The sequence below is a fragment of the Micromonospora sp. NBC_01405 genome (genome assembly GCF_045040155.1).
In the GTDB taxonomy this organism is placed as follows: domain Bacteria; phylum Actinomycetota; class Actinomycetes; order Mycobacteriales; family Micromonosporaceae; genus Micromonospora.
Genome location: NZ_CP109532.1, coordinates 4,520,003 through 4,542,528, shown reverse-complemented (window position 1 = coordinate 4,542,528; position 22,526 = coordinate 4,520,003). Strand labels below are relative to the sequence as shown.

At 69.0% G+C, this 22,526-nt stretch carries 26 protein-coding genes; 8 read left to right on the top strand and 18 right to left on the bottom strand.

Annotated elements, in window-relative coordinates; all coding sequences use genetic code 11:
• Window positions 1-82 precede the first annotated feature (82 nt).
• Window positions 83-1,594: a SulP family inorganic anion transporter gene (locus OG559_RS19905; protein ID WP_405105830.1), complete on the top strand. Its 1,512-nt coding sequence runs from the start codon at window positions 83-85 to the stop codon at window positions 1,592-1,594.
• Between the two features lie 24 nt (window positions 1,595-1,618).
• On the opposite strand, the gene OG559_RS19900 is transcribed toward OG559_RS19905, so the two are convergent.
• Window positions 1,619-1,993: a nuclear transport factor 2 family protein gene (locus OG559_RS19900; protein WP_405105828.1), complete on the bottom strand. Its 375-nt coding sequence runs from the start codon at window positions 1,991-1,993 to the stop codon at window positions 1,619-1,621.
• 246 nt (window positions 1,994-2,239) lie between these two features.
• Here OG559_RS19900 and OG559_RS19895 point away from each other — a divergent pair, with 246 nt between their 5' ends.
• Window positions 2,240-2,611: a DUF4259 domain-containing protein gene (locus OG559_RS19895; protein ID WP_405105827.1), complete on the top strand. Its 372-nt coding sequence runs from the start codon at window positions 2,240-2,242 to the stop codon at window positions 2,609-2,611.
• A 140-nt stretch (window positions 2,612-2,751) separates the two neighbouring features.
• Here OG559_RS19895 and OG559_RS19890 read toward each other — a convergent pair whose 3' ends face one another.
• The 3 genes from OG559_RS19890 to OG559_RS19880 all read right to left on the bottom strand — a co-directional run bounded on the left by OG559_RS19890 (window position 2,752) and on the right by OG559_RS19880 (window position 4,522).
• Window positions 2,752-3,315 (bottom strand): hypothetical protein, encoded by a 564-nt coding sequence (locus OG559_RS19890; RefSeq protein WP_405105825.1) that lies wholly within the window; start codon window positions 3,313-3,315, stop codon window positions 2,752-2,754.
• A 253-nt stretch (window positions 3,316-3,568) separates the two neighbouring features.
• Entirely contained in the window at window positions 3,569-4,192 is a 624-nt protein-coding gene (locus OG559_RS19885; RefSeq protein WP_405105823.1) for a class I SAM-dependent methyltransferase, read from the bottom strand.
• 111 nt (window positions 4,193-4,303) lie between these two features.
• The gene (locus OG559_RS19880; RefSeq protein WP_350882678.1) at window positions 4,304-4,522 is read right to left on the bottom strand and encodes a hypothetical protein; all 219 of its coding nucleotides are present in this window, start codon (window positions 4,520-4,522) and stop codon (window positions 4,304-4,306) included.
• 1,312 nt (window positions 4,523-5,834) lie between these two features.
• Here OG559_RS19880 and OG559_RS19875 point away from each other — a divergent pair.
• Together OG559_RS19875 and OG559_RS19870 are read left to right on the top strand one after the other, a co-directional pair.
• Window positions 5,835-6,266, top strand: a complete 432-nt coding sequence (locus OG559_RS19875; protein WP_405105822.1) for a hypothetical protein — start codon at window positions 5,835-5,837, stop codon at window positions 6,264-6,266.
• Window positions 6,267-6,482: 216 nt separating this feature from the next.
• Window positions 6,483-6,980 (top strand): YcxB family protein, encoded by a 498-nt coding sequence (locus tag OG559_RS19870; RefSeq protein WP_405105820.1) that lies wholly within the window; start codon window positions 6,483-6,485, stop codon window positions 6,978-6,980.
• Between the two features lie 284 nt (window positions 6,981-7,264).
• Here OG559_RS19870 and OG559_RS19865 read toward each other — a convergent pair whose 3' ends face one another.
• The 3 genes from OG559_RS19865 to OG559_RS19855 form a co-directional block, all read right to left on the bottom strand.
• Window positions 7,265-7,534, bottom strand: a complete 270-nt coding sequence (locus OG559_RS19865; protein ID WP_405105818.1) for an NUDIX domain-containing protein — start codon at window positions 7,532-7,534, stop codon at window positions 7,265-7,267.
• A gap of 140 nt (window positions 7,535-7,674) precedes the next feature.
• A complete protein-coding gene (locus OG559_RS19860) occupies window positions 7,675-7,878 on the bottom strand; it encodes a hypothetical protein (protein ID WP_405105816.1) in 204 nt (67 codons plus the stop codon).
• A gap of 73 nt (window positions 7,879-7,951) precedes the next feature.
• On the bottom strand, window positions 7,952-8,515 hold the full coding sequence (locus OG559_RS19855; protein ID WP_405105814.1) for a dihydrofolate reductase family protein: 564 nt from the start codon (window positions 8,513-8,515) through the stop codon (window positions 7,952-7,954).
• A gap of 568 nt (window positions 8,516-9,083) precedes the next feature.
• On the opposite strand from OG559_RS19855, the gene OG559_RS19850 reads away from it, so the two are divergent.
• Window positions 9,084-10,328 (top strand): IS256 family transposase, encoded by a 1,245-nt coding sequence (locus OG559_RS19850; protein WP_405105812.1) that lies wholly within the window; start codon window positions 9,084-9,086, stop codon window positions 10,326-10,328.
• Window positions 10,329-10,602: 274 nt separating this feature from the next.
• Here OG559_RS19850 and OG559_RS19845 read toward each other — a convergent pair whose 3' ends face one another.
• Window positions 10,603-11,124 (bottom strand): hypothetical protein, encoded by a 522-nt coding sequence (locus tag OG559_RS19845; RefSeq protein WP_405105810.1) that lies wholly within the window; start codon window positions 11,122-11,124, stop codon window positions 10,603-10,605.
• A gap of 466 nt (window positions 11,125-11,590) precedes the next feature.
• Between OG559_RS19845 and OG559_RS19840 the strand changes: the two genes are divergently transcribed.
• The 3 genes from OG559_RS19840 (at window position 11,591) to OG559_RS19830 (ending at window position 14,009) form a co-directional block, all read left to right on the top strand.
• The gene (locus tag OG559_RS19840) at window positions 11,591-12,283 is read left to right on the top strand and encodes a hypothetical protein (protein ID WP_405105809.1); all 693 of its coding nucleotides are present in this window, start codon (window positions 11,591-11,593) and stop codon (window positions 12,281-12,283) included.
• A gap of 2 nt (window positions 12,284-12,285) precedes the next feature.
• Window positions 12,286-12,627: a nuclear transport factor 2 family protein gene (locus OG559_RS19835; RefSeq protein WP_405105807.1), complete on the top strand. Its 342-nt coding sequence runs from the start codon at window positions 12,286-12,288 to the stop codon at window positions 12,625-12,627.
• Between the two features lie 707 nt (window positions 12,628-13,334).
• Window positions 13,335-14,009: a uridylate kinase gene (locus tag OG559_RS19830; protein ID WP_405105805.1), complete on the top strand. Its 675-nt coding sequence runs from the start codon at window positions 13,335-13,337 to the stop codon at window positions 14,007-14,009.
• A 218-nt stretch (window positions 14,010-14,227) separates the two neighbouring features.
• On the opposite strand, the gene OG559_RS19825 is transcribed toward OG559_RS19830, so the two are convergent.
• The 10 genes from OG559_RS19825 to OG559_RS19780 all read right to left on the bottom strand — a co-directional run bounded on the left by OG559_RS19825 (window position 14,228) and on the right by OG559_RS19780 (window position 22,489).
• Window positions 14,228-14,740: an NUDIX domain-containing protein gene (locus OG559_RS19825; RefSeq protein ID WP_405105803.1), complete on the bottom strand. Its 513-nt coding sequence runs from the start codon at window positions 14,738-14,740 to the stop codon at window positions 14,228-14,230.
• An 841-nt stretch (window positions 14,741-15,581) separates the two neighbouring features.
• Window positions 15,582-15,938 (bottom strand): hypothetical protein, encoded by a 357-nt coding sequence (locus OG559_RS19820; protein ID WP_405105801.1) that lies wholly within the window; start codon window positions 15,936-15,938, stop codon window positions 15,582-15,584.
• 109 nt (window positions 15,939-16,047) lie between these two features.
• Window positions 16,048-17,241, bottom strand: a complete 1,194-nt coding sequence (locus OG559_RS19815; protein WP_405105798.1) for a tyrosine-type recombinase/integrase — start codon at window positions 17,239-17,241, stop codon at window positions 16,048-16,050.
• Window positions 17,241-17,423 (bottom strand): helix-turn-helix domain-containing protein, encoded by a 183-nt coding sequence (locus OG559_RS19810; RefSeq protein WP_018732821.1) that lies wholly within the window; start codon window positions 17,421-17,423, stop codon window positions 17,241-17,243. Before OG559_RS19810 ends, OG559_RS19815 begins: the two co-directional genes overlap by 1 nt.
• Complete coding sequence (locus OG559_RS19805; RefSeq protein WP_405105796.1) at window positions 17,423-19,171, bottom strand: replication initiator; 1,749 nt, start codon at window positions 19,169-19,171, stop codon at window positions 17,423-17,425. Before OG559_RS19805 ends, OG559_RS19810 begins: the two co-directional genes overlap by 1 nt.
• Window positions 19,168-19,746, bottom strand: a complete 579-nt coding sequence (locus OG559_RS19800) for a DUF2637 domain-containing protein (RefSeq protein WP_405105794.1) — start codon at window positions 19,744-19,746, stop codon at window positions 19,168-19,170. Before OG559_RS19800 ends, OG559_RS19805 begins: the two co-directional genes overlap by 4 nt.
• Window positions 19,743-19,934, bottom strand: a complete 192-nt coding sequence (locus OG559_RS19795) for a hypothetical protein (RefSeq protein ID WP_405105792.1) — start codon at window positions 19,932-19,934, stop codon at window positions 19,743-19,745. The genes OG559_RS19800 and OG559_RS19795 overlap by 4 nt, the downstream gene beginning before the upstream one ends.
• Before the next feature lie 5 nt (window positions 19,935-19,939).
• A complete protein-coding gene (locus OG559_RS19790) occupies window positions 19,940-20,194 on the bottom strand; it encodes a hypothetical protein (RefSeq protein WP_405105790.1) in 255 nt (84 codons plus the stop codon).
• Window positions 20,191-21,783 (bottom strand): FtsK/SpoIIIE domain-containing protein, encoded by a 1,593-nt coding sequence (locus OG559_RS19785; RefSeq protein WP_405105788.1) that lies wholly within the window; start codon window positions 21,781-21,783, stop codon window positions 20,191-20,193. Before OG559_RS19785 ends, OG559_RS19790 begins: the two co-directional genes overlap by 4 nt.
• A 304-nt stretch (window positions 21,784-22,087) precedes the next feature.
• Window positions 22,088-22,489 carry a transcriptional regulator gene (locus tag OG559_RS19780; RefSeq protein ID WP_405105786.1) on the bottom strand — a complete coding sequence of 134 codons (402 nt, stop codon included), beginning with the start codon at window positions 22,487-22,489 and terminating at the stop codon, window positions 22,088-22,090.
• Window positions 22,490-22,526 lie beyond the last annotated feature (37 nt).

Genomic DNA, 22,526 nt, shown 5'->3' with positions numbered 1-22,526 from the left:
CCGACCGAAGCCGGCGGTGCGCCCGGCCTCACGCCGACGGTGGCGCGCCCCCGTTGCTCGCCCCCGCCTCCCGGAGTGGACCATGCTGTTTCCCGCCCAGTCCTGGCGCGCGCTGCGCGCCGACCTGCCCGCCTCCATCGTCGTCTTCCTCGTCGCGCTGCCGCTCTGCGTGGGCATCGCCGTCGCCTCCGGCGTACCCGCCGAACTGGGCCTGGTCACCGGCGTGGTCGGCGGCCTGGTCGTGGGGTTCATGCCCGGCAGCAGCATGCAGGTCAGCGGCCCGGCGGCCGGGCTGACCGTGCTGGTCGCCGAGGCCGTGGACCGCTACGGACTGGCCGGCCTCGGCACGATCGTGCTGGTCGCGGGGCTGCTCCAGGTCGGCCTGGGGCTGCTGCGGCTGGGCCGCTGGTTCCGGGCCATCTCGGTGGCCGTGGTGCAGGGCATGCTCGCCGGCATCGGCCTGCTGCTCATCGTCGGGCAGCTCTACGTCCTGGCCGGCGCCGCCACGCCGCACACCGGGCCGGGCAAGTTCACCGGCCTGCCCGGCCTGGTGGGCGACCTCGTCACGTCCACCACGGCGCAGGTCTCGCTCTGCGTCGGCGTCGCCACCATCGTGGTCATGGTGCTCTGGGACGCCCTGCCCGGCCGGCTGGGGACGGTCCCCGGCGCGCTGGTCGCCGTGGCCGGGGCGGCCTGGGCCACCGCCGTGCTCGGGCTGCCGGTGGACACGATCAGCGTCGAGGGCCTGATCGAGGCGGTACGGCCCTCGCTCGGGCACTGGGGCACGTTGGCGGACGTCGGCGTGCTCGCCACCATCGCGACGTTCACCCTGGTCGCCTCGGCGGAGAGCCTGTTCAGCGCGGCGGCGGTCGACCGGCTGCACCAGGGCCCGCGCACCGACTTCGACAGGGAACTCGTGGCGCAGGGCGCCGGCAACACCGTCTGCGGCCTGCTGGGCGCGCTGCCGATGACGGCAGTCATCGTACGCAGCTCCGCGAACGTGCGGGCCGGCGCGCGGACGAAGGCGTCCCGGGTACTGCACGGGATGTGGCTGCTGCTGTTCGCCGCCGCCGCGCCCGGCCTGCTCGGGCTGATCCCGCTGCCCGCGCTCGCGGCCGTGCTCGTTCACGCCGGGGTGAAGCTGCTGCCGCTGCGGGCAGCGCCGCAGCTGTGGCGGGGGCAGCACCAGGGCGAGGTGGTGGTGCTGGCGGTGACCGCCACGGCCATCCTCACCATGGACATGTTCACCGGCGTGCTCGTCGGCCTCGGCCTGGCCATCGTCAAGACGGCGTGGGAGACGTCCCACGTACGGGTCACCGTGCGGGACGGCACGGCCGGGCCGATCGACGTGACGCTCTCCGGGAACGCGACATTCCTGCGGCTGCCCACCATCCTCACCACGCTGAACGGGCTGCCGTCCGACCGGACCGTACGGCTGGACCTGCGCGGCCTGCGGCACGTGGACCTCGCCTGCCGGTCGGCGCTGGACTCCTGGATCGAGACGCACAACGGCAACGCGGGGGTGTCCGTGCAGATCGTCGCGCCGCGCCCGGCCGAGGACGACCGGCCCCGGACGGTCGACGCCACCGAGTGACCCGTCCCGCCGGCCGGGCCGCGTTCAGGCCGGGCTGATGTGGGCCGCCAGGATCCGCCAGCCACGATCGCCGTACGTCCACGTCCTGGTGTACCGGAGCCTCGCCGTGACCGGGACGCCACCGAAGGTCCCCGTCACCCGGCCCAGGAAGAACGTCACCCCGGTCGTCCCCTCGACGATCAGGTCCAGTTCCTCCTCCACCAGTTCGTCGATGACGGAGGTCCGGTCACGGTGGGCGCTGAGGTCGTCCTGCTTGGTGAACCTGTTCCCGTCCGGGCCGAAGGCGATCAGGCGCTCGTCGAGCAGCCCATCGAGAGCGGCCACGTCCCCCGCCCGTTGGGCGGCCTGAAGCCGTCGCTCGGCGTCGAGCAGCTCGGCCTCAAGTTCGCTGTCCGGCATCGCGCCATCCTCCTCGGGACGGACCTCGTCGGCAAGCCCGGTCGCTGCCCGCGGCGCCGTCGCTCGGCCGCCGGTTGTCCGGCCCGCCCCCAGCGTACCGAAGGTTCGGGACGACGGCCGGGCCCCGACGTCACGACCCTATGCGAGTCGCCCCCGAGCCGCACGGGACGACCGGCGTCCGGGAGACCGTCGGTGGGACCTGCTTCAATACCGGTCGGATTCGAGAACGAAGAGGGTGCGGACAGCATGGGAACCTGGGGCAGCGGGAACTTCGACGACGACACGGCGGCCGACCATCTCACGGACCTGACCAACCGGCTGATCGCCGAGGTCACCGAGGCGATGTCCGGCGACCCGTCCGGAATCGAGCCGGACGACTACTGGGGCGTCGCGGTGCCCTGCAACCTGGAACTGCTCCACCTCGTCGCGCGGCAGAACTACGTCGGGGCCATCCTGCCCGACCCGGCCACCATCGCCGCCTGGAAGACCCGGTTCCTGGCCGTCTGGGACGAGACGATCGACGGCCTGGAGCCCGGCCCGGAGTACCGGGCGCAGCGGCGCGAGGTCCTCGTCCGCACCTTCGACCAGTTGGCCGAGCTGGCGATCAGCAAGAGCTGACGTGGTCGCCGTTCACCGGCGTACGGGTTGGCGTGTGCCCGGCAGGAGCTGATCATGGCAACCAAACCGCCGCACCACCGACGCGTCGCCGACGACATCGAGCAGAGAATCAAATCGGGCGGATCCCGGTCGGCATCGGGCTAGACGATCAGGGTCTCGAACCGGCCCTCGCGGCGGCGGACGTGCCCGCGCCAGCCGGCGAGCAGTGCGATGACGGTCCAGCCGGCGGCACCGGAGACCAACGCCACCAGCCTCCCACGGGAGCCGACTCGATCGGCGTCCCGGAGCGGGACCACCCCGTCCGGATCGGTGAGCACGACCAGGGTGTCGCCGACCTGGTAGCCGTGGTTCCTGCCCCGATAGATCATTGGCTCGTCGAGCGGCCCGTCCTCGCCCCGCAGGGTGAACGCGTGTCGCTTACCGGCGACCTCGACGTTGACGATGGTCACCTGCTGACGGACGCCGCGCTCCTCCAGCACCGCCTCGGGGGCGAACTGCACCGACCCCACGAGGACGAACAGGGCGGGAACCATCGCGAGGAAGGCCAGCCACGCCGCCCGGTGCAACACGCCCACGACCGACGCGAAGACGACGCAGAGGGCGAGGCCGGTGATGATCGGCACCGCCTTCGGCCAGCCGACCGTGGCGTACGCGACGGCGGTACTCAGCCCGACGACGGCCAGGCCGAGCAACACCACCAGCATGGTCCTCCGGACCGACCTGCCGGCCGACCAGGCGCCCGCCGCCGGAACGCGACCGGTCGGGGGCCCTCCGGGTTGGGGGAATCCGTACGGATACGGGTTGTGTCCGGCCGGCCCCGGCCGGGCGGCTCGCCCGTCGACTGGCTGCCAGGGGCCAGACTGCATTCGTCCTGGTGGGGTGGGGTGTGCGGGCACGGCAAGATCGTAACAGCGACCCGAGACCCGCTACTGCGAGCAGAACGCCCGACCCACCCGATCAGTTCACCGGTCGCCGCGCCCAGAACAGGGTGTGCCCGCTCGCGCCCTCGGGGACGAATTCCTCTGCGGTGATCGTCAGTCCGGCCCGCCGTAGCCAGGACCGGTAGGTGGGGGCGTCCGCCTGGCTCCACCACATGGCGGCGGGACCGTCGAGCCAGGCGTCCTCGGTGCCGGTCCACGCCTCGTGGCCGACGGTGGTCAGCAGCCAGCCGCCGGGGCGTAGCCACGTCGCGATCCGTTCGACCAGACGCGGCTGGTCGGGCAGGGGTATGTGGATGAGGGCGTAGAGGCAGGCCACGGCGTCGAACGACTCCGGTGCCAGGTCGAGCTGGGTGGCGTCCGCGCGCAGGAAGGTGGCGGTGGGCACCAGGCGGCGGGCCCGTTCGATCTGCACGTCGCTGATGTCGATGCCGGTGACCTGGTGCCCGGCGTGGGCGAGGAAGCGGGCGACCGGCACGCCGCAGCCACAGCCGAGGTCGAGCACCGCAGCCGAGGCCGGCAGGCGCTGGTGCAGGTCGGCGAGCCAGGGCGCGTACTGACCGTCATCGGCTTCATCCGCACGGTAGTGGTAGGAGAGCGCGTCGTACCCTCGTCGGACCAGGTCCCGCTCGTCGTCGCCCATCCTGGTGAGACTACGAGTCCCGTACACCCGGCCGGCCGCACGCCTGCGGACTGCTGCCCTGCGTGCGGCCTCCGGCCACTGCCACTACCGCCAGTGTGACGGAAACGACGCTCAGTGAGGCAGTTCGCGCCAGGTCGGGCTGCTCCCGCGCCAAGCCCCGGCGAGAATGCTCGCCGAGCTGCGGCTGGAACACTCCAGCACCTTTGAACGGCCTTGCGCGCCACCGATCTGCGCCTGAACTTCCCAGCGCTGACCATCAGTACGGATGTAGATGTCGCGACGTCCCCGCGGCGTCGCCTCCCCATTCCACCAGTGCTCCTCGACGTTCACCTCGCGACCGTACCAGGAGACGCCAGTACCGCCAGGGTCGTGTCCCCGCTGCCCGGCCCGGACGAGCCCCCGCAGCCGCACCCCGGCCCCTCGCCCGCTCCTGGTCTGTGCGCCGCAGAGTCCTCGCTCAGCACGAGCAAACGGGGCCTCACCTGCGGCCCGACCGATCCGTACGTCGGTGTCACCTCATGAGGGTGATGCGTCCCACCTGCTGCTTGACGGTTGGTCCAGGGATTGTCGTCCGGGTACGGGGCGCCAGTCCGGTCGGCCAGCCGGGCAAGGAGCCGGCGGTACTCGTCGGCTGTGCCGATCGCGACGCGGTGTTCGGCGTGCTCGGCGTAATGGCGCAGGACGTCGGCGGTGAACCACGGATGCACGGTGTCGATCCGCAGCCGCTTCTTCGAGCCAAGCCCTCGGCGGCCCCTCCGGAGAGGGTACGAGAGGGACAAGTGAGCTGGTGGGCACGCAGCGACGGTCGCGCGGTCAGGTAGGCCCACACCAAGCACGAAAACAGCGGCAGTCCCGCTGAGTACGCCGGAATAGAACCCAGCACTTCCGCTGAACCAGGACGGAGCCTGGACCCGACCACTGTGGGCCGTCGCCGGGCCGTCGGGGTCACCCGACTCCAGGTAATGCTCCATGCGGACCGGAGTGCCTGTCGCCGCGCGCTCTTCACCGCCATGGCGTACGCCGACTTGTCGTACGCGCCGATCTGGCGTCGCAGAACGGCGCCAGCACCTCTGCCATCGGCGCCTCCATCGACCAGCCGCCGGAGCACCGGGGCCTCGACCGCGGGATCGAGCGCCGCATTGCCGAGCATTGCGTGCAAGGTGTTCACCCCGTCGGCGGCGGTCGACCGGGCGTCGGCTCCGTCATCGAGGAGCACGACCGCAATGCCCGCGCGGGTCGCCGGAGCCACGTTGGTCAGGGCAGCCATCAGGACGCTGCGTCCCTTGCCTCGGCGTTCGCCTAGTGCGGCGTCGTACCCCTACAGGAATGCGTCGAGTGAGCGCCGCTGCGCTTCGAACACGATGTCCACCTGCACCGTCCTCGCCGCGAACCTACAGCGCCGGGCGAGGAGCTGCCGTCGCAGCGCGGCCTCGTCGAGCGGAGGTGGCCAACGGGGCGATCCGCAGCGGGCTTGGGTGCCGTAGCGGCGGGATCGGCCGCTGCGCGGCCGGTCGGTCAGCCCGGCCAGTCGGTCAGCCCGGCCAGTCCCAGCCGGGCGAACCGGTGCCGCAGGCGTCGCGGGCCAGGGCGGGGCGGGGCCGCGCTGATAGCGTCGAGGGGCAGCCGGACACGAGGAGGGCACGTGGAGCGCGGCGAGGTCTGGTGGGCGCAGATCGACGAGAAGCGGCCCGTCGTGCTGCTCTCGGGGGGTGTGGAGCCAGAGTTCCGGGCCATGCAGATCGTCGAACCGGCCACCTCGGCGCAGAAGCTCGGGTTCGCCCTGATGTCTGGTGAGCAGGCAGTCGACGCCGACGAGCGGCGCCGGATCGTCGAGGAGGCTGGGCCGGACCCGCGCGCCATCGGCATCGAGGTCTTCTTCGGAGCCGAGGAGGGCCTGGGAGAGAGCGGCGTGGTGCGCGTGGCGCTGCCCAAGGACGGGAAGATCTTCTGCACCTGGAGCACGACCATCGGAAAGGAATACCTGATCGAGCGGATCGGCACCCTCTCCCCGGCCAAGCAGCACGAACTGGACGTCGCACTGAAGCTCGCCGGCGGCGAGTTTCCCCCGCTTTGATGGAGCGGTCATCACCTGCTGCCGGTTGGTGCAGGGGTGCCGATAGGTGGCTCGGCTGGGTTGCCGGTCGGCACCCCCAGCCGCCCCGCTGTGTTCAGTTCAATGCCACGCGAAGCATCCGCTTCTGCCGCTGACAAGGGGCGGCCCCGACGATCCGGACAGCGGGGCGCGAGTCAGGCGCTGCCCGGGGGCGGGTGGGGGCACTATCGTTCTGGCGTGCACATCCGTTTTGACGTTCCAGCCGATCCCGCCTACCCAGGCCGCGTGGCCGCTGCGCTCAGCAGTGTTCGGCTGCGCAAGTACGGTTATATCGGCGCGGTGCTGGCGGCGGTCGGGGCGATCGGTTTCGCCGTCTCGCGGGGGTTCGCGTGGGGCGACCAGATCTCGCCGCTGTGCATGGTGATGGTCGTGGGTGGCGTGCTGTCGATGCTGTACTCGCCGTGGGTGCGGTTGCGCGCCCGGCGGCGCTCCGGTCGTTACGCGGTCGAGGGCGCCTACGACATCACCGACGACAACATCATGATGCGCAGCGGCTCGGAGTCCGGCGGCATCGCCTGGGACGGGGTCGCCCAGGTAAAAGACACCCCTGAGTTCTGGATCGTGTACGTCGGCCGGATGCCGGCGACCGTGATCCCACGCCGCTTGATGTCCGCCGAGGACGTCGAGACATTGCGATCCTATATGGCCAAACGTGGGCTGCTCCAGCCTCGGTGAACTCGTTTACCGCGATCAGCGCACTGAGGTATCGCAGATCAGTTGGCGAACGACTGCCGCACATCAGTAGACGGAGGACACTTGTGATCCGTCAGCTGATGCGCGACGCGGTTCTGCCAGGTGATGTGCGACAGGGTCCGGCGATCGAGGGGCGGCAAGTCAGCCGCCGACGAAACGGCCTGTCATGCCGGTGAAGCGCGCACCCTTGGCTTCCGGAGCGACGTCACGTGACGAGCACGGCGGTGAGCATCGAGAGATACGACTCGTGGGCGAGACGCAGGCTGTCAGATCTGCATGTCGAACGTCGCGGTCCGGATCTCATGCATCGGCGGGCTGGACGGCTCCGATGCCGTGATTCCCAACTCCTCCCGAAGCTCACGGACAAGGCTCCCTTTCGGATCCTCCCCCTCCTCAACATGGCCGCCCGGCAGGTCCCACACGTCGGGATACCAACGGCGTCCGGCGTTCCGATGACACAGCAACACCCGATCGCCGTCGCGAAGAACGGCCGTCACAATCCGGACCGGACCGGAGTCGTCAGCGGAGATCGTCATCGGCACATTCTGACCCATGCGGATCTGCCGCCAAGCGATCGCACAGGGCGGACGAGGCTCCGTAACCGTCCGTAGGGGTGCGGTGCTTTCGCAAGGTCATGTCCGGGCCGCTGGCGTGCCGAGATCGGTGCGCCAGCGGCCTAATCGGCGCGGTCGATGGTGAGGTCGCTGTCGACCAGCTTCGTGCGCCATTCAGCCCGAAGCTGTGGATGCTGCTTCAAGTCGGATCGCACCTCGGCCACTGCGGCGTGCCGATGGGGACCGACCGGAGCGAAGCTGAAGCCGGTGTCCTGCTCAGGCAGGGCGTCGATGCCCGTCAGATCAGGCCCGTCGTCACATCGCATCTCGAGGCCGCGATCAAGCCCGTGGGGCCATCACTGCCCTCGTCACTTCCTTGACCGCGTGGAGGAAACGCGCTTAGCGCCTCGTCTCGTACCTGGCCAGAACCACCCCGCCGGGAAACGTCCGCGTCTCCACCAGGTTCAGGTTCACCCAGCCATCCAGCGCGGTGAAGAACGGCGTGCCGCCGCCCACCAGGACCGGATGGGTCACGATCGTGTACTCGTCGATCAGCCCGGCCCGCATGGCCGCCCCGGCGAGCGTTGCGCCACCAACCCTCATCGGCTCGCCGTCCTCAGCTTTGAGCCGGGTGATCTCCGCGACCGCGTCGCCGGTGACCAGGCGAGTGTTCCAGTCGGCCTTCTCCATCGCCGAGGAAAACACCACCTTCGGCGTGTCCCGCCAGTTCCGCGCGAACTCGATCTGCGCCGGGGTGGCATTGGGCTGCTGGTCGCCGGTCGGCCAGTAGGAACTCATATTCCCCCACAGCTTGCGCCCATACAGGAACAGGCCGATCGCCCGCTCCTGATCGAGCCACAACTGAAACAGCTCGTCGCTCGGCACGCCCCATCCGAGGTCTTCGCCGGGCGCGGCGATGTAGCCATCCAGTGTCAGGTTCATGCCGTAGATCAGTTTCCGCATCGAGCCATGCCTTCCGTCAGCCGGTTTCGGAAGCTTAGACCGATTCAACGCACGAAACTGACCGGTGCGCGATCCGGCTCGCAGGTAGTCCTCGCACTCGGGGCACAGCGTCGCCTACGCGGACCGATCACCACCAGACGAACATCCCTCGGATGCTCTGGGGCATCGGTGACACCCGGCGCCTCCACCGACCCGGAATCCTGTAACGAAACGCCCCCGACCGTGGTCGTAACCGGGAACGAAACGCGGTGCGTAGCACCCGGTTGAGGGACCGAGATCGAGCAGCCCGAGACGGGGCGCCGTCGGCGGTTCTGCTCAGGCAAATGCCGGGTCCGACTCCACCGCAGTCAGAAAGTGTCGGTGGCGTAAGGCATCATCCTCGGCCCGCGACAGATGGCAGCGCGGACACGGGTCGAGGAGGCACGCATGACGCACCACGTTGGCACCACTGGTTGCGTCCACGGAAGTGGTGTACGACTTGCCCGTGATGGGCGTGTTGAGTAGATAAGAGACGGCCATCGCGTCGATCCTTCAAGACGACCAAGTCAGAGAAGGAAGAGAGAACGCGATGGCCGCATCAGAGAGTGTGAACCCTGTTGACCTGCTGCGCGAGCAGATCGAGGGCGCGTCGCCGGATGTGTTGCAGGCGATGGTCAAGGTGTTCGCGCAGGCGGTGATGTCCGCCGAGGCGGACGCGATCTGCGGTGCTGGTTACGGGCAGCGCAGTGACGAGCGGGTGAACTCCCGCAACGGCTACCGGCCTCGGGAGTGGGACACCCGGGCCGGGACGATCGACCTGGCGATCCCCAAGCTGCGGCAGGGCAGCTACTTTCCCGACTGGTTGTTGACCCATCGCCGGCGGGCCGAGCAGGCCCTGGTGTCGGTCGTGGCGACGTCCTACCTGCTGGGTGTGTCGACCCGGCGGGTGGAGAAGCTGGTCGAACAGCTCGGGATCCGGCAGCTGTCCAAGTCGCAGGTCTCCGAGATGGCCGCGCACCTGGACACGCAGGTCGAGGCGTTCCGCAACCGGCCCCTGGACTCGGGCCACTACCCGTTCGTGTGGATGGACGCGCTGACGATGAAGGTCCGTGAGCACGGGCGGACGGTCAACGTCCACGCGCTGGTCGCGGTCGGGGTCAACGCCGACGGCCAACGCGAAGTCCTCGGCGTGGACGTGGCCTCCGACGAGGACGGCGCCGGCTGGCTGGCGTTCCTGCGGTCGCTGACCGCCCGCGGCTTGTCCGGTGTTCGTCTGATCATCTCCGACGCCCACGCCGGCCTCGTGGCCGCGATCGGCGCGGCCCTGCCCGGATCCTCATGGCAACGCTGCCGCACCCACTACCTTCGCAACCTGCTGACGAAGGTGCCGAAGTCGGCGCAGCCGTGGATCGCCACCCTCGTCCGCACGATCTTCGATCAGCCCGACGCCGACGCCGTCCGAGCCCAGTTCGACCGGGTCATGGCCACCATCGAGGCAAAGTTCCCGGCAGCTGCCGAGCACCTCGACGCCGCCCGCGACGACCTGCTCGCGTTCACCGGCTTCCCGCATGAGATCTGGCGACAGATCTGGTCGAACAACCCTCAGGAACGGTTGAACAAGGAAATCCGCCGCCGCACCGACGTCGTCGGGATCTTCCCCAACCGCCCGGCGATCATCCGCCTCGTCGGCGCGGTCCTGGCCGAGCAGACCGACGAATGGACCGAAGGCCGCCGCTACATGGGCCTCGAAATACTCGCCAAGGCCCGCATGGTCACGATCGAGACCGGCCAACACGACACCGACCAGCCCCACCCCACCCCGATCGCCGCATAACATCAGACCGGATCCCGCGATGGCCGCCTCTTACACCACCAGCGCGGACGTGACCGCACCACTGAGGGTGCTGCACGTCGTGCCACTCGGCCAATATCGACCAGCAACGGCCATCGACGTCCGGACATAGAACCAGCTCAGAGCCTTGATCGTGGCTCTGAGCTGGTGAGCGACGGACGAGTCGACCTGTACGCCGGATCATGAACCCAGCACCCCGCTGACCTGGGGCGAAGCCTGGCCCCGACCGCTGTTGGCCGTCGCCGGGCCATCAGGGTCACCAGACTTGCAGGTGCTGCTCCATGCGGGCCCGGAGCGCCTGTCGCCGCGCGCTGTTCACCGCCATGGTGTACGCCGACTTGGCGTACGCGCCGATCTTCAGCAGGTCCAGGTCGCCGTAGGAGAAGAGGACGTCGTAGAACGGTGCCAGCACCTCGTCGGTGTACCGGAACTGCGCAAACAACACCTGCAACGGCGTGCCGAACTCATCCGCGACACCGTTGACATCGGCACCTCCATCGATCAGCCGCCGGAGCACCGGCGCCTCGATCGCGGGATCGAGCGCCGCATTGCCGAGCATTGCGTGCAAGGTGTTCACCCCGTCGGCGAGGGCCACCCGGGCGTCGGCTCCGTCATCGAGGAGCACGATCGCAATGCCCGCGCGGGCCGCCGGAACCACGTTGGTCAGGGCAGCCATCAGGACGCTGCGCCCCTTCACCTCGGCGTTCGCCTGGGCGGAGTCGTACCCCTCCAGGAATCCTTCGAGTGAGCGCCGCTGCGCTTCGTACACGACGTCCACCTGCACCCCCTCGGCGCGAACCTACCAGCACCGGGCGAGAAGCTGCCGTCGCAGCACGACCTCGTGGAACGGTTCAGCGTGCCCGCGAGACGTTGTTCGAGGCAGCCCTACGGAAGCTGCAGGAAGAGTGACTGATCGTGACCCTTCAGGGTTCGCCGGCTTCTCCGGTGAGACGCTGCACAACGCCGATCCAGGAAACCTTGGGCAAGGTCCGCATCGGGCACCTCACAAGGACCGACCATCGACACCCGGACGTAGAACCAACTCGCGGACGCGCACAAAGGCCGCCAACGACGCCCTGCCTCAGAGGCATGATCCGACACTCAGTCGGAAGCCCTCACGGGACGGGTGAGGTCAGCGACCGCACCAGGCACGGGCCGGACCAAAAGCCCGCTGGTCAACAGCACTGCGGGTGGCGGGCGGCGAACCGCGGGCGCCGCAACGAACGGCGGACCATACTGGCAGGGTGGAGGAGGACCTCGTCGAACTACTGGCCTCGACCGGAGTCACCTGCCGGTTGTTGGTCGAGCAGACGCGGGGCCCATACCACCGAGCTGTGCATCCCGAGCGTCGGGAGATCACCGAGGACCGCGATGGTCTCCCGCTGCGCCTCGGGCTACGCCTACTGGCGGCGGACGCCACCACCCCCCTCGCGGACGTCCTCGTCGAGGTCTGGCAGGCCGACCACGTGGGTCGATACTCCGGCTTCCAGCCATTCGAAGCGAGGCCGGGACAGGTGGTCACCTCGGAGTCGGTGCCGCAGGATGTGATCGCCCCCGGTGAGACGTACCTGCGGGGCAGCCAGCGCACCGACGAGCGCGGGATGTGCGCGTTCAACACGATCTACCCGGGCTGGTACGCCAGCCGCACCGTGCACATCCACCTCATCGCGCATCTCGGCGACTGCTCGGTGACCACGCAGCTCTACTTTCCCGACACGGTCACCGACGAGGTCTTCAGTCGCCCGCCCTATCGGGGCCGGCCGCAGCGCGACACCACCAACGCCACCGACAGCATCTTCGCCGACGGCGGTGAGCAGATGATCCTGGACCTGCAAGGAGGTCCGACGACCGGCTACACCGGGGTCCTCTGCCTCGTCCTCGACCGGCAAGCGCGACCTGCCTCGGCTGCGGGTCCTTCGGCGAGAAGCGACGGTTGATCGTGGCCAGCACGGAGCAGATCAGGGCCACCATCGAGGCCCACCTCGCCGCCGTCGGCGCCGCAGACGCCACCGCACTGGCAGATCTCTACGCACCGGATGCCCGTCTGCATGACCCCGCTGGCGGGTCCCCAGTCACCGGCCGAACGGCCATCGAGCAGCACTTTGCCGGCGTGCTCACCGAGCAACGGACAATGGAACTCGTCATGGTGGCGATCGCCGACCACCACGCCGCGTTCCACTTCCGCGCCACGCCAGCCGACGGCCCCACCAGAGAGGTCATCGACACCATGACCTTCGACGACGAGGCCATGATCACTTCAATGCAGGCGTACGCGAGCTGACACCAAAACCGGTCGGAGTGACCTGCGTAGCCTGCCGTCCGGCTACATGCGGGGAATCGCTCCACCGAGGCCGCGAATGCTGAGGTGTCGTCCACCCAGGGGAATGCCCAGCCTGTGGCTGCACCACCAGCTCCGCATTGCGCAGGAGCGCAGCCAGCTCGCGTACCGCTGTGCAGCTCGGCCAAATGTCATACTCGCCGACCAGCACCAGCACCAGCACCAGCACCAGCACCGGGAGCGCCGGAGCAGCACCGGCAGCGCCGGGTCCGGTTTCGAACCGGCATGGAAGCCATTTGTGGCGGGCTGGGCGAACTGGTCCGGCTCGGCGGCCTCCTGCGCCCGCGCTTCGGCGTCCACCCGCTTGGCTGGCGTGCGCGGATCGGGAAAGATCGACCGCGAGGTGACTCACGTGCGGATCCCAGCTTCGAGTCATCCACGCCTACGAACGTCGTCATCGACGATGACGGCTTCCGCGCATCGGCACGACCCGCCGCCGGCGCGGTCCGCTTGCCGCAACTTGCCGTAGCGTGCGGTTCGCGGCAGATGAGGAGTTGTCTTGACCGCGTCCGGCTGCCCGTTTGCGCCGCGACCGCAGCCACATGCGCACGCGGCAATCTCGCTCACTCGGGGAGTCGGGCGCGGAATGCCTGACGCGCATAAGGTCGGCTCGACACCGCGATCTTCGCGAGAACAGGACGGGACACGACATGGGCCAAGGCACCCGCAACGAGGTGCTCGGCCGCCTGGCTGAGGCAGTTGGGTCCATCACAGTCGCACACCCGACGCGGGTTGCCATCGACGGACCACCCGCCGCCGGCAAGACCACCCTCGCCGACGAGCTGGCCGCCATCCTGCGCGACCAGGGCCGCGACGTCATCCGCGCGACGATCGACGATTTCCTCTTCCCCCGGGCACAGCGCTATCCGCGCGGCGAGTACTCGGCCGAAGGCTGCTACTTCGACACCCACGACTACGACGCGCTGAACCGGCTTCTACTTGATCCACTCGGCCCGGGCGGAGATCGGAGCTTTCAATACGCGGTCTATGACCGCACAGCGGATACTGCGCTTTCCCCGCCGGTCACCACTGCCACTGCCGACGCCGTGCTGGTCTTCGACGGCGTCTTCCTCATGCGCCCGGAGCTGATTGATGGGTGGGATCTGCGCATCTTCGTGTCAACCGCGCTTGAGAAGACAGTGGATCGTGCCGTGATCCGAGAGCGCCGGGTGTCATCTCGGGCTGAAGTCGAACGGCGCTGGCGCGAGCGTTACATCCCCTCCCAGCAATTCTACTTCGCCACGGTCTGCCCGACCGATCACGTCGACATTATCGTGCACAATGACGAGCCCCAGGAGCCGGTATGGGAGACTCGAACACACTGATCGCACTCGATTCAGCAGATCAGTTCGCCGAGACGCATACCCGCCGCCACCCTGCGGAGGATCTTGCGACCTGTGCACAATCGTGGCACCTCTGGCCATGCGGCGAGGTGCGGGTGACCGGGAGTGACCACGCCCCGCTACACGTAATGCAAGTCGGCTGTTTACCGACGGGGGCGGAAGGCGTCGCCCGCCGCCCTGATCATGTCCCGCCAGCCCTGCTAGTCCCACCTGATGCTTGACGAATCCGTCCCAGCACATGCACGACAGTCAGCCTTGATTCCTCGGTCGCCCCGGTTACAGTCGGTGACATCTGAGTGCCTGCGGGCGCACTCAAATTCAGGCAGAGAACGAACCATTGCCGCCAAGACGCCATGCACGAGGGGAAGGCCGCCCAGCTCGCTGATCCCGACCCATGCGATGTCGTCATGCTCGTCAGGTGCACGGTTGGTCGGAGAGCCAACCCAGTCTCCAATTTGCCAGACGCCCACGTGAACAGCGTCCTCACCACTGCCGGCATGCAAGACGCCCAACCGTGAAGCGGACTCCGCCACGATGTGAACACCGAGCTCCTCGTGCATCTCACGCGCGAGGGCTTGTAGTTCCGACTCACCCGCTTCGACCTGCCCCCCGGGCAGATCCCAGACATCTGGGTATACCCGTTTGGTCGGCCTGCGGTGCACTAGCAGGACCGCGCCGTTTTCAACGAGTGCGCCCGTGACGACAACATGCATGACGGGAGTAGAGCACAGGGATAGGACAAGCTCCCCGAAGCCAAAAGGGGCGCGCAGACGTCCGGATCTTCCGCGATCGAATCGCTACGCGGCGTGGCTGGCAGCCCATCGCCGGCGGTTCGGCCAGACCTCGATACGCGCCCGTGTCGCGGACCGTGAAGGCTTCCGCGGCGCCCTTTGAGGATCATGTCGGGCATCAGGTGGGACGTGGGCATCACGCATGTCCCGTGACAGGACAGCAGTCCCACCACATGCTTGACGAATCCGTCCAGCGGGTCTGTGGATCTAACGGCTCTGGCTCGCTTTCGGTGGTTACATTCTGTAGCGGCACCGCAGGCGTGCGCGCGAGCCACTGACGTCGGCGCTTCAGGGCTGGCCGGTTTCGTGTGAAGGCTGGCAACCATGGATCCGCTACGCCTTTTGCCCCGATAATGCAGATTTAGACAGTGCTGCCGTCCGGACGAATGGGCCGCCACTCTCTGCTACCACCGAATGTGAGCCAGAGCCGAATGTGAGACAGAGCCCTTAGCGAGACAGGCCCCACCTAGCGCACCCAAGATCAGGCCGTCGCCAGGCCGTCGCCAGGCCGTCAAATGTCGACCAAAGTTGCCCAACAACGGCCATAGGCACCCGAGAATAGGACAGCTCAGAGCCTTGATCACGGCTCTGAGCTGGTGGGCGACGGACGAGTCGACCTGTACGCCGGATTATGAACGCGATTCGTGCCCTGAGCAGGCGTTTCGTTCGGCATGCACCTGCTCAGGGCGTCGCCAGGGCGTCTGGCGAAATTCACGCTGCCTCGGCGATGGGCAAGCCACTCGAACACGGGATCGCACCGCCACTACCTGGTCGCCGCCGGACGCAAGAGGTCCAAGGAAACAAGGAAGACGGCCGTTCCGTCCTCGGCGGCTACCCGGTCGGGCTCCGTCGAGACCAGGACCAACGGCACCGACGAGGCATCGGACGCGTCGCGGAACTCCTCGACGACGCACCGCACCGCAACCGGCCTCGGCAACGCCGCCTCGGGATCCAGGTCGGTACCGAAGATCGGCGCCTTGTCGACAAGCGACCATGCGCGGCCCTGCGCATCGGTGAACACGACCCGGACCACAGCCGGGAAGAAGGACCGGTCCACCCAGTCGACCGCTTCGCAGGCAAGCTCGACGTGATCACCAGGTCGGAGGGCATGTCGGTCCATCTGTTCGAACTCCTGCCGGTCGAAGCATCTCGGGTGGCGGTGCGCAGGTTTAGGTGCTTCACCCTCTCGACGCCGCAGCGAGTCCGCAAGGGCCTCCAGCGTCCGGGCTCTACGACGCTGCGAACAGATCGTCGATCGCACGACGGGTGCGTTCCTCGCTGGCCGGCATCAGGTGCGTGTACACCCGAAGCGTGAACCCGGGGTCGGCGTGCCCGAGGTAGGACGCGAGGGCCTTGATGCTCTCCCCCGCGTCGAGCAGCGACGAGGCGTAGAAGTGGCGAAGCGCGTGCATCCCGGTGGCCCGGGTCGGCGTGATGCCGGCGGCGAGCACGGCGGGGCGCCAACTCTTGCCGTCGAAGGTCCGCCGGTTGATCGCACCCCGCCGGGTGGTGGTGAACAGCAGCGGCACCGTGACTCGCTCCGCGCTGGCCGGGTTCTCCCACGGCAGGGTGAGCGTCACCGGGTCGCTGTCCTTGAGGTGCTGCCGCAGCACCAGGGCGACGGAGTCCGGGAGCGGCACCCGGCGGTCACGGTCGTTCTTGGGCAGCCCGAAGACGAGCCGGGAACGGACGAGCTTGACCTGACGCGAGACGTGCACCCAACCCGCGTCAAGGTCGATGGCGTCGACGCCGAGCCCCAGGATCTCCCCCTGTCGCAGTCCGCAGCCGGCGCCCAGGTCGACCATCGGGCGGTACCGCTGGGCGAGGCCACCGCGGATTGCCGAAACCTGGTCGTACCGCCATGGCACCACCCGACGTTGCACCGGTCGCGGCGGCGTGACCGACTTGGCCGAACAGGGGTTCTTGGCGATCCGTTCGTCGTCGACCGCCGCGCCGAGGATGGTCCGCAGGTGCGCGAAGACGACGGCCCGGGTTGCCGGAGCCAGCCTGCCGACCATCCCGGCATCCCACTCCCGGATATGCCCCGGCTTGATCGACGCCAGTTGCCGAGAGCCGAAGAACGGCAGCAGGTGCTTCCGTACCCGGAACTCCACGCTCTCCCTGGTCGACTCGTCGAACGAACGCGTCCGCAACCATGTCTCGGCGTACTCGACGAAGGTCATCCGGCCGGCGACCGGGTCGACGTAGGAGCCCCGGAGCTTGTCCGTTTCGGTCGAGACAAGGAACGCGTCAGCGTCTCGCTTGGCCCGGTCTGGGAAGGACTTCTTGCGTTCCTTGCCATCCGGCCCGATGTACCGCACCCGGTAGCGCAGCCCCTTGCCGAACAGTTCCGTCTTCACCCGCTCCCGTCGCCCGTCCGGGTGCCGTTGGATCTTGTACCAGCGATCTTCTACGTGTGCCATCAGGCCGCCGCTGCCTGCTCACGGAACCACGCCCGGACCGCTTCCGGCTCGTACCGCAGGTGTCGACCGACCCGAGCCGCCGGCGGACCATACTTGACCTTCCGCCAGCGGTACAGCGTCTCCTGCGGTACCCGGAGGTACGCCGACACGTCCCGAACCGTCCAGAGCCCTTCGTTTGCCATTACAGCCCCTCCCCCGTCGTGCTTGCTGGCCGGTTCGTCGTCTCGCCCGGATGTGGCTGTGCGGCTCGGTCCTTCGCGGCAAGGAGCTCGGAGCGCCACCGGGCACGTTCGCCGATCGAGCGGAGGAGTCGGTGTGTCAGGGATGGCACGTCGGCGTCATCCGGTCGGGCCAGCTCCCAGGCGTGGCGGACCGGTTCGACGGTGGCGCCCTGGTCGTCGACGCCGTCGAGGCCGACAGTGACCCCGAGCAGCGCCCGCACCCAGGCCCGTACGTCGTGCTTGTGGTCAGAGAGCGTCTTGCCCGACCAGTCACGCGAGATGAGGATCCGCCGACCGCCGATGCCGAGGGTGTCCCGCTGGTGAACCTTGCCCCTGCACCGCCCCGGCTTGAGCTTCGCGTTCGCCTTCTTCGGCTGGACGCCGTAGAGCAGCCAGTTCGCACACCGGTCGGTGCACGGGGTGACCCTCAGCGCGTGCCAGAGCCGGTCGAGGTGCTTGCGCTGCCGGTCGGTGGTCGCTTTGTGGCAGTCGCCGGTGTGCTTGGTGATGTACTTCGTGACATACCGAATGGTCCGTTCCGCGTCGGCGGTCCCGGGCATGACGCCGCGCGCGTCGACCTGGGCACCGAAGCGGGCGACGTGCACCGGTTCCGCGTCCGGGTCCTCGTCGAGAGCGTCGAGTGCTTCGCCCCAGGTGGTCAGCGGCCGGCGGGTGTCCGGGTCGACCCACGCCGAGGCGTCCTCGTCCCACACCGGGGGTCGGTCGGCGGTGTACCGCTGGACGTCGACCGCAGGCCACCACACCTGGTGATACGTCGCCGCCGCCACGGTGCGCAGCGTGTCGCGGGGAATCGTGCCCCGGATGGCGAAGTGCGCGTGAGGAGCAAGACGCCGTTGCGGCTCGACACAGCCGGCGTACTGGACGTTCCAGCCCTCACACCGCCGCAGGTTCTGCCAGAACCGATCGAGGAGCCGGGGGAAGTGGACCGCGTCCCAGGCCGCCCGCCGGTAGTCGTACCGGTCGGGGTTGACCGGGGTGCCGTCGGGGCGGACCGGGCCGTATGAGTCGAGAGTGAGCGTGAGCCACATCGACGGGCGATAGGTCGAGCCGTCCGAGGCGGTGTACGTCTTGCCGACGGTGCGCCGCTCGACCTTGCGCCGAGGAAGTTCCGGGGCATCCTGCCGCCGTTTGGTCGACCGCTTGCGGCGCCGGCCGGTGTCGTCGTCCTGGTCCTCGTCGCCGGTCGAGTGTGGGGGCGCGACTCGTCCCCGGAGCCCTTCGGCGGCAATCGCGTCTTCCACCTCGTGGATTGCCTCGTCGAGGTCGGCGACCTGGTCCCACTGGGCCGCCCGGGACGCCTCGTCACGGGAGAACTCAAGGTGCCCGCGCAGCAGGATCAGCGCCTTCTGTTCTTCGGTCGCCGGTTCCGGGGGCGGTAGCGGTTCGTCGTCGCGGTGCCAGCCCTCACGAATCTGTGCCTGCCGCAGCCGGCGGTTCTTCTTGGCGCACGGCGCGCACTTGTCCTCCCGGGTCGCCCCACACGGAAGGTCGATGACCTCGGTCAGGCCGGTGTCGAGGTCGGTGCGGCGCATGGGGAGCGGGCGGACGCAGACGCCGTACTCGGTGGCGATCTCTTTGAGCACGTCGACCGAGCGAGGGAGTGCCATGCGGGCCGCCCGCGACCCCGGCCGAGGAGTTGCAGCCGGGGTCGGGGCGGGTTCGAGGCCGGGCAGGGTCGCAGCGGTCATCGGATGATCCCGACGACGTGCGGCCGGTTCGGCTGGACGACACCACGGGGAGGCAGCACCGCCGCAGGGGCGGAGATGACGGCCGGCGCCGGGACAGCCGGCGGGACGGGGGCGGCCGGACGCTCGGGGTCGGGGTCGGTGGGGGCCTGCTCGGGTACCTCGTACCGGTCGGTCGGGGGTTGGTCGGGTTCGGGAGTCGGTGGGGTGGCCGGGGTGTTGGACAGGACGACCTTCACTAGGGCGAGGAACGCCAGGGAGGGCACGGCTGCCACGGTCCAGCCCCACACCGAGGGTTCCGCTTCGGCGACCTGGGCGGCGAGGGAGAGCAGCGCGAACGCGACGAGCAGCGAGGCGACCAGGCCGACCGGGCGACGAGTACGCCGGCGGGCGCGGAGTTCCAGGCCGAGGTAGATCGCCATCAGTTCGACGGCAACGGCGTTGGCCCAGCCAATCCAGTTCGGTTGACCGTGGGCTACGGACAGGTCGTGGACGTGGGTGAAGGCGGCTGCGCCGGCCATCGTGCCGATGGCGAGCAGGATCACCAGGCGTACGGCGGATTCGGTCCGGTGGTTCATCGCTGCTCTCCCTTCGGCTTCTCGCGGATGGTCAGGTCAATGCGGATGCGCCGGCCGTCCATGTCGCGGCGCCGGGTGATGAAGTGGGCGAGCCCGTGCAGGGCGGCGGCGGTCTGGTCGGCCGGGCCGACGAGGCGGATGCGCAGCGGACGCCGGAACCGGTTGACGAAGCGGGTGAGGGGGTTCATGGCGGTTACCTCCGGGCCGGTCGGATGTCAGTGCGGATGTAGTCGGGAGGGGTGCCGAGCGCGGCGACGGCTTCGGAGAGGCAGCGCCACAGCGCCCACGCCTCGTCGGGGGTCAGGGACATCCGTCGCCGGCCGCCGCCGACCGCCAGGTAGACCGGGTACGGGTCGGGCCGTTCGGGGTCGACCCGGACGGACACGGCGGTGATCGGTTCGGGGGTGCGGAGCCGGTAGAACCGGCGACTGTTCGGGGTGGCGGTCACCGCGGATCACCCCTGCCGTCCCGGTCGAGGAGGTTGCGCAGCGCATCGGGCAGTAGCGGCCCGGAGTGCTTGCGGGGCAGGGGAAGGCGTACCGGTTCGGTGGCGGTTTCGCGGCCGACCTGGGCGAGGATGTCCGACGCGTCGACGGGTGCCGGGTACTGCCGCGCCATGCCCCGGATGTCGTCGTCACCGACGTACGAGAAGCGGACCCGCATCGGGTCGGGGGTGCCGTCGAGGATCACGTACCCGACGCCCTTTGCCCATCGGGGCATCTGGTCGGCCAGGGCACCCCGGTTGCGGGCGCCTTCGCCAAGGACCAGGTCGACCTGAGACGCCTCAGTGAGCCCGAGCGCGATGCGGGTCGGGAACAAATCCCGGAACGGCAGCACCTCCTTGCGCGGGTCCTGCAACGCGGCCACCACCAGGACCCCGACCCCGGCACCCTGCGACAGCAGCAGCCCCAGCGAGCCGGCGATGCGCTTGCGCAGGTCCACATCCTGGAGGTACGCCGTCAGCGCCGCCATTTCGTCGACGACGACCACGACCAGGGGGTCAGCCTCAGTCGGCGTGTGCACCCGGACGGTTCCGGCCAACCGGGTCTGACGCTCGCGCAGGACGGTCACGGCCTCGTCGAGCAGGTCCGCCATGGCCTCGAACGACTTGCAGGCGAACCGGGCGAACATGGGACGGCCGAGCGCGAACTCCATCCCGCCCTTGGGGTCGATCACCCAGAGCCGGACCAGCCCGGAGGCGATCCCGCCGCCGAGGACCCGGACGAGCGACCAGAGCACCGAGCCCTTGCCGGACCGGGTGGCACCGCCGACCAGGACGTGAGTGGCGAGCAGGTGAAGCGACCAGGTACGCAGGTCCTCCCGGCGGGCCAGCGGCAGCGCGGTGAAGTCCGGCACCGCCGGCACCGGGAACGGCGGGACCACGGTCCGCAGCGCATCGGTACGCACCAGCGCCAGGTAGACCACCGTCGGCCGGTCCCGGTACCGCACCCTGTCGACGAGCCGCAGCAGCCAGGCGCCGCGCCCGGTACGGGTCGGCGGGTCGCCGGGACGTTCCGAGTAGACCCGGGCGTGCCGCCGGCCGAAGGCGTAGGCGAGATTGGCGCTGACCTTCTGGAACTGTTCTGGCGTCTGGCCCCGGACCATGCGGACCGTCAGCACGTCGAGCGCCTGGTCCGAGCGGACCCGCAGGAGTTCTGGCAGGACGCCCCGATGGTCGTACGTCTCAGCGAGCCCACACAACGTCATGGCCTCACGCCAGACCCGCCGGTAGACGAACACCCGCCGGAACGAGCCGAGCAGCGGACCCGCCAACCAGGCCCACCAGGACGATTCATCCCGCCAACGCCACAGCGCCGAGGCCGCCGACATCAGCACGAGCGGCACCACCAGGCCGGACCAGCCGAACTCGACGTACAGCGTGAGCGCCAGAACCGCCGAGGCCGTGGCCACCGGGTGACGCAGGCACCACCAGAGCGCCCGCCAGGACCAGCGCAGCACCAGGCCGAGCAGCACCGCCCAGACCGGCAGCTCGAACCGCTTCGGCCGGATCACCATCAGATCCCCGGCCGTCGTCATCAGCACTTCGCCGCGAGGCCGCCCGATCACTTGACACCCCGCAGCGACACGAACCGGCCCGACGAGTCCCGGACCGGAGGAAACGGAAGGACGAGCTGCCCGACGCAGCCGTCACACCGACCATCGGCACCCGTGGCCGGATCGAACCGGGACTGACACACACCACACCGAGGCCAGCCACGGCCAGCCGGACGCATACCCTTGGACACGTCACTACCTCTCTCGACAGAGCAGGGGGAAGAGACAGAGAAGGGCGGGGCTGCCGTCCGCCAAGATCAGACAGCCCCGCCCACACTCAAAGCGGCTACGCAGCCGCCTTCTGCTTGCCGGCCACGCCCGCCGGGGCACGCAGTGCGGTCGCCCGCAGCGAGTACGCCATCCGACCGTTGCTCGCCACGTACGGCGTGACCGTCATGCCCTCGAACTCGACGCCCTCGAACGGAGCGCCCGACGGCGGAACCGGCTGGTAGTCCGCCGAGATCTTCACCGTCGTCTCCCGTGAGCGCTTCCCCAGCTCGGGGTCAAGGTCCATCACGCGCACCTGCCACACCCGCTGGCCGGTCAGCTTGTCCTTCGCCGGAGACCGCCGGCCGGTCTTCTCGTCGTAGTCCTCCACCTCACCCAGCGACTCGGGCACCAACGCGCACCCCGCCGGGAACACGTCCTCACAACGCACGGCGAACCTCGTACCGCCACGCAGAGCCATCGCTCAACCTCCCGATCTCACCTGACCATCCTGACTA

What these genes read in the sequence shown, in the direction of transcription:
- OG559_RS19905 (WP_405105830.1), top strand. Translation starts at nt 83, where the DNA reads ATGCTGTTTCCCGCCCAGTCCTGGCGCGCGCTGCGCGCCGACCTGCCC.
- OG559_RS19900 (WP_405105828.1), bottom strand. Translation starts at nt 1,993, where the DNA reads ATGCCGGACAGCGAACTTGAGGCCGAGCTGCTCGACGCCGAGCGACGG.
- OG559_RS19895 (WP_405105827.1), top strand. Translation starts at nt 2,240, where the DNA reads ATGGGAACCTGGGGCAGCGGGAACTTCGACGACGACACGGCGGCCGAC.
- OG559_RS19890 (WP_405105825.1), bottom strand. Translation starts at nt 3,315, where the DNA reads ATGCTGGTGGTGTTGCTCGGCCTGGCCGTCGTCGGGCTGAGTACCGCC.
- OG559_RS19885 (WP_405105823.1), bottom strand. Translation starts at nt 4,192, where the DNA reads ATGGGCGACGACGAGCGGGACCTGGTCCGACGAGGGTACGACGCGCTC.
- OG559_RS19865 (WP_405105818.1), bottom strand. Translation starts at nt 7,534, where the DNA reads ATGACGATCTCCGCTGACGACTCCGGTCCGGTCCGGATTGTGACGGCC.
- OG559_RS19860 (WP_405105816.1), bottom strand. Translation starts at nt 7,878, where the DNA reads ATGCGATGTGACGACGGGCCTGATCTGACGGGCATCGACGCCCTGCCT.
- OG559_RS19855 (WP_405105814.1), bottom strand. Translation starts at nt 8,515, where the DNA reads ATGCGGAAACTGATCTACGGCATGAACCTGACACTGGATGGCTACATC.
- OG559_RS19850 (WP_405105812.1), top strand. Translation starts at nt 9,084, where the DNA reads ATGGCCGCATCAGAGAGTGTGAACCCTGTTGACCTGCTGCGCGAGCAG.
- OG559_RS19830 (WP_405105805.1), top strand. Translation starts at nt 13,335, where the DNA reads ATGGGCCAAGGCACCCGCAACGAGGTGCTCGGCCGCCTGGCTGAGGCA.
- OG559_RS19825 (WP_405105803.1), bottom strand. Translation starts at nt 14,740, where the DNA reads ATGCATGTTGTCGTCACGGGCGCACTCGTTGAAAACGGCGCGGTCCTG.
- OG559_RS19820 (WP_405105801.1), bottom strand. Translation starts at nt 15,938, where the DNA reads ATGGACCGACATGCCCTCCGACCTGGTGATCACGTCGAGCTTGCCTGC.
- OG559_RS19815 (WP_405105798.1), bottom strand. Translation starts at nt 17,241, where the DNA reads ATGGCACACGTAGAAGATCGCTGGTACAAGATCCAACGGCACCCGGAC.
- OG559_RS19810 (WP_018732821.1), bottom strand. Translation starts at nt 17,423, where the DNA reads ATGGCAAACGAAGGGCTCTGGACGGTTCGGGACGTGTCGGCGTACCTC.
- OG559_RS19805 (WP_405105796.1), bottom strand. Translation starts at nt 19,171, where the DNA reads ATGACCGCTGCGACCCTGCCCGGCCTCGAACCCGCCCCGACCCCGGCT.
- OG559_RS19800 (WP_405105794.1), bottom strand. Translation starts at nt 19,746, where the DNA reads ATGAACCACCGGACCGAATCCGCCGTACGCCTGGTGATCCTGCTCGCC.
- OG559_RS19795 (WP_405105792.1), bottom strand. Translation starts at nt 19,934, where the DNA reads ATGAACCCCCTCACCCGCTTCGTCAACCGGTTCCGGCGTCCGCTGCGC.
- OG559_RS19785 (WP_405105788.1), bottom strand. Translation starts at nt 21,783, where the DNA reads ATGACGACGGCCGGGGATCTGATGGTGATCCGGCCGAAGCGGTTCGAG.
- OG559_RS19780 (WP_405105786.1), bottom strand. Translation starts at nt 22,489, where the DNA reads ATGGCTCTGCGTGGCGGTACGAGGTTCGCCGTGCGTTGTGAGGACGTG.